This is a genomic window from Amycolatopsis keratiniphila subsp. keratiniphila (assembly GCF_001620365.2).
Taxonomy (GTDB): Bacteria; Actinomycetota; Actinomycetes; order Mycobacteriales; family Pseudonocardiaceae; genus Amycolatopsis; species Amycolatopsis keratiniphila.
This window is the reverse complement of record NZ_LQMT02000056.1, coordinates 1-1,407: the sequence shown is the minus strand read 5'-3', so window position 1 is coordinate 1,407 and position 1,407 is coordinate 1. Positions and strand designations below refer to the sequence as shown.

The 1,407-nt window shown below is 60.9% G+C and carries 1 protein-coding gene; it reads right to left on the bottom strand.

From position 1 onward, the window contains the following. Positions 1–48: 48 nt before the first annotated feature. A complete protein-coding gene (locus tag AVR91_RS41760) occupies positions 49–1,329 on the bottom strand; it encodes an IS256 family transposase (protein WP_063276118.1) in 1,281 nt (426 codons plus the stop codon). Between the last annotated feature and the right edge of the window lie 78 nt (positions 1,330–1,407).

Sequence of the window (1,407 nt, the reverse complement as noted above, 5' to 3'; positions counted from 1 at the left end):
GGCCCTGTCATGATTTCCGTGTAAGCCACGGATGATTGGGTGGTTATGTTAGTGGATTGGTAGGCGGTCGGGGAAGAGTACGACGAGTGTGTTGAGTGCTTGTTTCCATCCCCAGGTTCCGGTTCCTGATGGTCCCCCGCGGTGGCTGGTGATGTTCCGGAGTCCGAGGTAGAGGAGTTTCATAGCGGCGGTGTCGCTGTCGAAGTGACCGCGGTTCTTGGTGAGTTTCCGGAGCTGGAAGTTGATGTTCTCGATCAGGTTTGTCGTGTAGACAACTCGGCGCAGCTCGGCTGGATAGTCCAGGAATGGGGTGAAATCGTTCCATGCGTGCTGCCAGACTTGGACTGCGGCGGGGTATTGGGTGCCGAATTCTTTGTCGAAGTTCTTGAGTGCGATCTCGGCGGCCTCGAGCGTGGGTGCGGTGTAGATGGATCGCATTCCGGCGGCGACTTTCTTGCGGTCACCGTAGGAGACGAACCGCATCGCGTTTCTGATCACGTGGACCACGCACGTTTGGACCACGGTGTCGGGAAAGACGCCGCGGATCGCGTCAGGCAGTCCGGTCAGCCCGTCGCAGCAGGCGATCAGGATGTCCCGCAGGCCCCGGTTACGCAGGTCGGTGACGACCTTGGCCCAGAACTTCGCGGCTTCGCTGTCGGCGATCCACAAGCCGAGGGCATGCTTGCGGCCTTCGACGTCCACGCCGACGGCCAGGTGGGCGACCTTCGTGGTCACCACGCCCTTGTCCTTGATCCGCAGGCGGATGCCGTCGACGTAGAGAATCGGGTAGACCTCGTCCAGCGGACGCGTCTGCCACAGTGCGATCTCGTCGGCGACCACCTCGGTGACGTTGGAAATCAGTTCCCGTGAGGCGTTCACGCCATAAACTTCATGAAGGTGTGATTCAATATCGCGGGTCGTCATTCCACGGGAATACAGCGACAGGATCACCTCGTCGATATTCCCCAGGCGACGCGCGCGTTTCGGCACGATCGCCGGTTCGAACGAACCGTTCCGATCGCGGGGCACCGCCAGCTCGACCGGCCCGTTGGTCGTGGACACCGTTTTCGTCGACCGGCCGTTCCGCGAGTTCCCGCTGCCGTTTCCGGCGGGATCTCCTTTCTCATATCCGAGATGATGGGTCATTTCGGTATCCAGCGCGCGTTCGAGCACTGCTTTTGTCATCTGATTCAGCAATTCCTGCACGCCCAAAGAACCGCCGCTCGCGTGCGCTTCTTTGACCAGCGCGTCCAACACCTCCGGTGGAAGCGCTCCGGCAAGCACTTCAGCCGACGACGAGCCGGCCGGGCGGGATGTGTTCTCCGTCATAGAAAGGGCCTCCCTGGATCGCCAACGACGATCCGATCTTGGTCCATCCGCGGCTTACACGGTTGTCATGACACGGCC